5 protein-coding genes are annotated in these 6,211 nt (G+C 59.6%); all 5 read left to right on the plus strand.

Going from position 1 to position 6,211, the window contains the following annotated elements; all coding sequences use genetic code 11:
- On the plus strand, nucleotides 1-706 hold a 706-nt coding region (locus K8W16_RS02340), incomplete at its 5' end, for a tripartite tricarboxylate transporter substrate-binding protein (RefSeq protein WP_304120822.1).
- Nucleotides 707-750: 44 nt separating this feature from the next.
- Nucleotides 751-1,182: a tripartite tricarboxylate transporter TctB family protein gene (locus K8W16_RS02345; RefSeq protein ID WP_304120824.1), complete on the plus strand. Its 432-nt coding sequence runs from the start codon at nucleotides 751-753 to the stop codon at nucleotides 1,180-1,182.
- Between the two features lie 137 nt (nucleotides 1,183-1,319).
- Nucleotides 1,320-2,834 (plus strand): tripartite tricarboxylate transporter permease, encoded by a 1,515-nt coding sequence (locus K8W16_RS02350; RefSeq protein WP_304120825.1) that lies wholly within the window; start codon nucleotides 1,320-1,322, stop codon nucleotides 2,832-2,834.
- Nucleotides 2,835-2,847: 13 nt separating this feature from the next.
- The gene (locus K8W16_RS02355) at nucleotides 2,848-4,500 is read left to right on the plus strand and encodes an FAD-binding protein (protein WP_304120826.1); all 1,653 of its coding nucleotides are present in this window, start codon (nucleotides 2,848-2,850) and stop codon (nucleotides 4,498-4,500) included.
- Nucleotides 4,500-5,597 carry an NAD(P)-binding protein gene (locus K8W16_RS02360; RefSeq protein WP_304120827.1) on the plus strand — a complete coding sequence of 366 codons (1,098 nt, stop codon included), beginning with the start codon at nucleotides 4,500-4,502 and terminating at the stop codon, nucleotides 5,595-5,597. Before K8W16_RS02355 ends, K8W16_RS02360 begins: the two co-directional genes overlap by 1 nt.
- Nucleotides 5,598-6,211: the final 614 nt, after the last annotated feature.

Consider the following 6,211-nt stretch of genomic DNA (forward strand, 5'->3'; position numbering starts at 1 on the left):
CTACACCATTTCCGCCCCCGCCACCCCCGCTTTCTCAGCCTCCATCTTCCTGAGAAAAAAAGCTTACGACCTCAACGACATGAGCTTTGCCGGCACCTACATGATCAACGACCGCATCCTGCTTGCCCGTACCGACAAACCCTACAAGACATGGGAAGAATTCAAGGCCTATATCAAAGCCAATCCCGGCAAGGTATCCATAGGCAGCGGCGCTTCTCAAGATGCCGTGGAAGTGCTGCGCTCCGTGGCTATCAAGGAAGGGCTCGACGTCAATTTCGTTATGTACAAAAGCGGCGGCGAAGCCTCGGCCGACCTCATCGGCGGCCATATCGACGCCTGTGAACTCGGCGTAGGTACCGCTGGCTATCAGGCCGCACGCAAGGGTGATCTCAACATTCTGGTCAACCTCGGCGCGGGTGAAGTTCCCGATTTCCCGAACCTGCCCAAGCTCCATGCGGATCTCGGCCATCCCTTCTACACCTCCGTGCCCTATGCCTTCATTCTGCCCAAGGGCACGCCGGAAGAAATCCGTGCGACCTGGGAAAACGCCATCAAGCTCGCGCTTCAGGATCCAGAACTTCAGGATGCCATGCTGAAGGCGGGCTTCAGCCCGGTGTTCATGAACGGTGAGGAAACCAAAGCCTTCTGTGAAGACGCCATGAAAACCCTCCCGGATATGCTGGAATTCAACAAAAAGGCTGAATAAAAAAAAGCGGCTCCTCCTCCCGGAGGAGCCGCCATGGAGTTTCCATGCACACCGACAGACTTACCGGACTCGGCTTCCTTGTGTTCAGCGCCCTCTTGTGGTTCGTGATCATCCCCGGACAGACGGAAGGACCTGAGGAAGCATTCGTGCCGCGCCTGGCCGTCCTGGTCATCGCCATCCCGGCCCTCATCATGCTGCTGCGTACCCCGAGAGAAAAACTCCCGTCCACGTTCGATCCCGCAACCTTTCTGCGCGTTTCGATGCCGGCCATAGCACTTTTTCTTCTTTACCTCATCTCCCTTGCCTGCATAGGCTTCTTCATCCCGAGCTTCATTTTTCTGGTCTGCGCCCTGCTGCTCTTCGGCGAACGCCGCAAGAAGGTCTTCCTTTTCACGCCGCTCGTATGCCTCGGCGGCATTTACGTCATCATCGTGCATTTTCTTCAGTTTACCCTGCCCCGGGGAATACTTTTTTAGCGTATGAAACAAAGACTTCCGCCCTGCCCGGAAGGCCCCTTCCGCCCCTGGGCTATGTTCTCTTACCGGAAAGCCCTCCCACTGCAGGCAGCCCCGCTTTTCCCACCACCTCCGGCCGTGCCGGAAAGGCGTCACCTATGTTTGAAAGTTTAATGACAGCGCTCGGCATGGTGCTGGACTGGCAGAATTTCTTCTGGTCTCTGTTCGGCGTGACCTTCGGCATCATCATGGGGGCCATTCCCGGCCTCAGTGATACCATGGCCATTGTTCTGCTCCTGCCCTTCACCTACTACCTCGGGCCCATCCCCAGCATCGCCATGCTCATGGGCCTTTCCAAGGGCGGAAACTTCGGCGGTTCCATTCCCGCCATACTTTTCAATATTCCCGGCACGCCGCAGGCCATGATCACCACGTTCGACGGCTACCCCCTGGCAAAGCAGGGCAAAAGCGGCAAGGCGCTCAAAACCGCGCTCTTCGCCTCCGTGACGGCCGATACCGCAAGCGACCTCGTGCTCATCTTCCTTGCCGCGCCCGTGGCCATGATTGCGCTGCGCATAGGCCCGCCGGAATACAGCATGATCCTCTTCTTCTCTCTCATCATCATCAGCCTCGCGGCATCGGGAAGCCCATGCCGCGGCCTCATCTCCACAGGCATAGGCCTGCTCCTCGCCACCGTGGGTTGCGACCCGGAAACCGGCACGCCCCGCTTCAACTTCGGCTTCATAGAACTTGCCGACGGCATCAGCATCATGCCCATGGCCATAGGGCTCCTGGCCTTTTCGGAAGTACTGCTTCAGGCGGAACGCTGGTATAAGGAAAGAAACAGAGCCCGTGCGGAAGAAATCCGCCTTTCCCGCCCCGGTACCGACGACGACCGCCTCACCCCTGCGGAAATGAAACAGTGCCTGCCCACCATAGCCCGTTCCACCCTCATCGGCTCATTCATCGGCATCGTACCCGGCATAGGCACCACGGTGGGCGCGTACCTCAGCTATATCTGGAGCAGGAAAAAATCCCCATACCCCGAAAAATTCGGCAACGGAGCCCTGGAAGGCATCGCCGCTTCCGAGGCGGGCAACAATGCGGTCAACGGGCCGAACCTCGTTCCGCTGCTCACTCTGGGCATACCCGGCAACCTGGCGGCCGCGCTCATCCTGGGCGGCTTCATGATCAAGGGTCTCGTGCCCGGACCGCAGTTCATGGAAAGCAACGCCCCCATGCTCTATGCGCTCTTTGCGGTGCTGCTCATCAGCAACCTCTATACGCTCATCGTGGGCGGCATTTTCGTGCATTATGCAAGAAAGCTGACCAACATCCCCAAAACCGTGCTTTTTTCCTGCGTTATGCTCTTTTCCTTCCTGGGCTCCTATGTGAACAACAGCAGCCTGTTCGATGTGGCCGTCATGTTCGTGTTCGGTCTGGCTGGCTACCTCTTCACCAAGCTCAGGCTCAGCCTTCCCACCATGATCGTGGCCTTCTTCCTGGGCTCCCTTCTGGAGCACAAGATACGCCAGAGCCTCACCATATCCCGGGGTGACTGGACCATCTTCATCGACAGGCCCATCGCATGCTGCTTTTTCGCCATGACCGTGTTCATCACGCTCTTTTACATCGTACGCCTCACCCGCGGCCGCAAGGCCGTCAAGCCGTAACCAGGAGGACTCCATGCAGATATTGGAAAGTGATTTTCTCATCATAGGAGGCGGCAGCGCGGGCTGCATCGCGGCCATGCGCGCCCTTCAGGTCGCTCCCGATCTGCGCGTGACTGTTTTTGAAAAAAGCGACATAGCCTACGGCGGCTCCATCGCCCGGGGCATGGACGCGCTGAATATCGTCGCCATACCGGGCAAAACCACGGCCGAACTTTACCTCGAAGCAGTACGCGCCGGGGCGGCCGGTATCGTGGACGCAGGCCCGAGCTATGTCATGGCCGAACGCTCCTACGCCCTGCTCAAGGAAATGGAAGGCTGGGGCGTGACCTTCCCCAAAGATGAGAACGGCCAGTACAAAACGCTGAAATATCATGTCAAAGGTGAATTTCAGACGGCTATGGACGAGCCTGAGCTCAAATCCATGCTGGTCAAGCGCGCCCTCGACCTCGGCGCGAGGCCCGTCAACCGCGTCATGGGCCTGCGCCTGCTCATGGACAACGGCCGCGTGGCCGGGGCCGTGGGCCTCAACGTGCGCACCGGTCAGCTCGTGGTCTGCCGCGCGAAAGCCGTACTCATCGCCTCCGGCGGCGTCAGCCGCCTCACGCTCCCCAATTCCGGCTATCTCTACGGCGTGTACGACTACCCCGGCAACACCGGGGACGGCTTCGCCATGGCCCTGCGCGCCGGGGCGGGCGTCACGGGTATGGAATTCACCCAGCGCACCATGCTCATCAAGGATTCCAACATGCCTCTGCTTGCCATCTGCGTCACACGCGGGGGCAAGGTGTTGGACTGCAACGGTACCCTCATCATGGAAGGCGAGGTCAACAACATCAACGCCATGAACGAGGCCTTCACTGAAGGCCGCGGCCCCGTGCACATACAGCTCAGCCACCTGCCGGAAGAAAAAATCCGGGAAATCGAGCATATCCTGTTCACCACGGAACGGCCGGTGAACGAACGCTTCTTCGGCGGCAGGCGCATTGACTTCCGCAAACAGGACATTGAGCTGTGGCCCACGGAATACCTGCTCTGCGGCGGGCACGGGCTGGCGGGCATCCGCGTCAACGAACGCGCCGAAACGGCGATACCCGGCCTCTATGCCGCGGGCGACGTGGCAAGCGTGGCCAAGCAGCATCTGACCGGCGCCTTCGTGTTCGGCGAAATCGCCGCCGAACAGGCCGCCGAGTACATTGCAAATGCCCCTGACACGGAAATCCATGAAGAAGACGTCCTTGCCGTGCGAGAGGAACTTGCGGAGCGCTTCAGCGCCAAAGACCGCGATATCGACGTGCGCGAGCTGGAACACAAAGTGCGCCGCGTGGTGGGCGACTACCTCGTCGCTCCCAAGAACTCCCACAAGTTCGAGCTGTGGAAATACTGGTCCGACACCTTCCGCGAGGACTTCAAGCATGTGGCCGTTCACAACGGACATGAGCTGTCCAAACTCTATGAAGTGGAAAACATTCTGCTCTGCGCCGACTGCTCCGCCCTTGCCGGGGATTTCCGCAAGGAAAGCCGCTGGGGAGAATGTCACCGCCGCAGCGATTATCCCCTGCAGGACGACGCCAACTGGCACTGCCATGTGGTCATTAAAATGAAGGACAATCATCTCAACGCGGAAAAAGTCCGCATTTCCGAACTGGGCGAGGAGGTTTCCCTGTGATGAACGACAGCAATATCGCCATTGACACCACGCTCTGCCTGGCCTGCGGCAACTGCGTCGACCGCTGCATCATGGACAACCTCCGCCTTTCCCTGCCGCCCTGCCGCCAGGCCTCACCCTTGGGAGTGAACTATCAGGGTATCGCCCGGCTTCTCTCCTCCGGCAAGGAGGAAGAGGCCGCCCGTGAGCTCAGACGTTCCACGCCCTTCGGAGGCCTGCTCTCCGCCCTGAGCGACCCCTACGCGGAAAAAGCCTGCTCCCTCGGCCAGAGCGGGGGCGCGCTGCGCTTTGCCGACCTTCTGCGCTATCTTGTCGCCGCGCAGCCCGGCATCGTATACGGCGCGGAAACGAACCGTCTGCCCTCATCCTCCAAAAAAGCCGCCGTCATAGGGGCGGGGCCGGCGGGACTGCAGGCAGCATGGATCCTGCGCATGAGCGGCGCAGACGTCACCGTATTCGAGGCCGCGCCCGAAGCAGGCATGACCCTCACCCGTATTCCCGCTGAAGAAGCTGGAGAAAACGACGCCCTGCCCGCCGTTCCCGCCGAAATCATGGAAAAGACCCTGGCCATGCTGCAGGGCGCAGGCATTCATTTTCTCACCTCTTGCCCCAAGGGTCAGGCGGAACTTGAATCCCTGTGCACGGAATACGACGCTGTGCTCTGCGCCTGCGGTAAAGGCGCGGTGCTTCCTGCCGACAAGAACGGCTATGTGAAGGACAACCTCTTCGCCGCCGGTACCTGCGTGAAAAACCAGAAAAGCCTTTCGCCCCTTCAGGCCATGGCCTCCGCCTCAAAAGCCGCCCACGCCGCGCGCAACCTTCTGGAAGGCTTTGATATCGACTATGAAAGCGACGAGCGCACTGCGCGCGGTCTGGAACGATTCGCCGGGCTTGGCGACAGAGAGATTGCCGAGGTCGCTCCCGTTACCCCCGCCTCAAAACTCTACACCGAAGAAGAAGCCCGTGCGGAAGCTTCCCGCTGCCTCGGGTGCGGGCGTCCCTATGAACGCAACAAAACCTGCTGGTATTGCCTGCCCTGTGAAGTGGTCTGCCCCACGCAGGCCCTGCATGTGCGCATCCCGTACCTGATACGCTGACCTTCTCTTCCGCTTGAAAAAGCGGCTTTTCCTGCCGACACGCGCTTTCCCCTGCGGCAACAGCGCAGACAAAGCCGGAAAAGCCGCTTTGTTGCGCCATGTACCGATAATACCGGCGAATCCGCCGGTAAAAATCAACGGCTTCCACTCCTACGGAGACTGTCTTATACCTCACATCCTTCCGGCCCTTGCCCGGGAATGCAACATGTACCGCACGGACATTCCCCAAGTCTGAACACCATGGGAGAAAAAGGCATCGTTGCCGTCATCCACCCGGAACCGCGGCGACCCTTTCCATCGTTTCCGGCACAACAGCAAACCTGAGAGCCGATATGGTTGCCGGAGATTTTTCCAAGGGACTGGGCAGCTTGGAACCCAAGGCTGATGAACGGGGCATCTCTTCCTTCCGATTTCCCCATGAAAGGGTAAAAAGCACCTGATTCTGTTCCTTCAACTATGGGGAAATCCCCCCTCGTTACCGTAACCGCCCCATGGACAGGCATGGCGCCACCATCAAAAACATGCTCGGCACGTTGAAGATGAACCGGGCGAGTTCCCTGCGGAAATCACGCGAACAAGTCTTTCCGACCCATGCGGCTCGCCCCTCCCCCCCT

The sequence above is a fragment of the Mailhella massiliensis genome, assembly GCF_020741395.1.
GTDB classification, from domain to species: Bacteria; Desulfobacterota; Desulfovibrionia; order Desulfovibrionales; family Desulfovibrionaceae; genus Mailhella; species Mailhella massiliensis_A.

What these genes read in the sequence shown, in the direction of transcription:
- K8W16_RS02345 (WP_304120824.1), top strand. Translation starts at nt 751, where the DNA reads ATGCACACCGACAGACTTACCGGACTCGGCTTCCTTGTGTTCAGCGCC.
- K8W16_RS02350 (WP_304120825.1), top strand. Translation starts at nt 1,320, where the DNA reads ATGTTTGAAAGTTTAATGACAGCGCTCGGCATGGTGCTGGACTGGCAG.
- K8W16_RS02355 (WP_304120826.1), top strand. Translation starts at nt 2,848, where the DNA reads ATGCAGATATTGGAAAGTGATTTTCTCATCATAGGAGGCGGCAGCGCG.
- K8W16_RS02360 (WP_304120827.1), top strand. Translation starts at nt 4,500, where the DNA reads ATGAACGACAGCAATATCGCCATTGACACCACGCTCTGCCTGGCCTGC.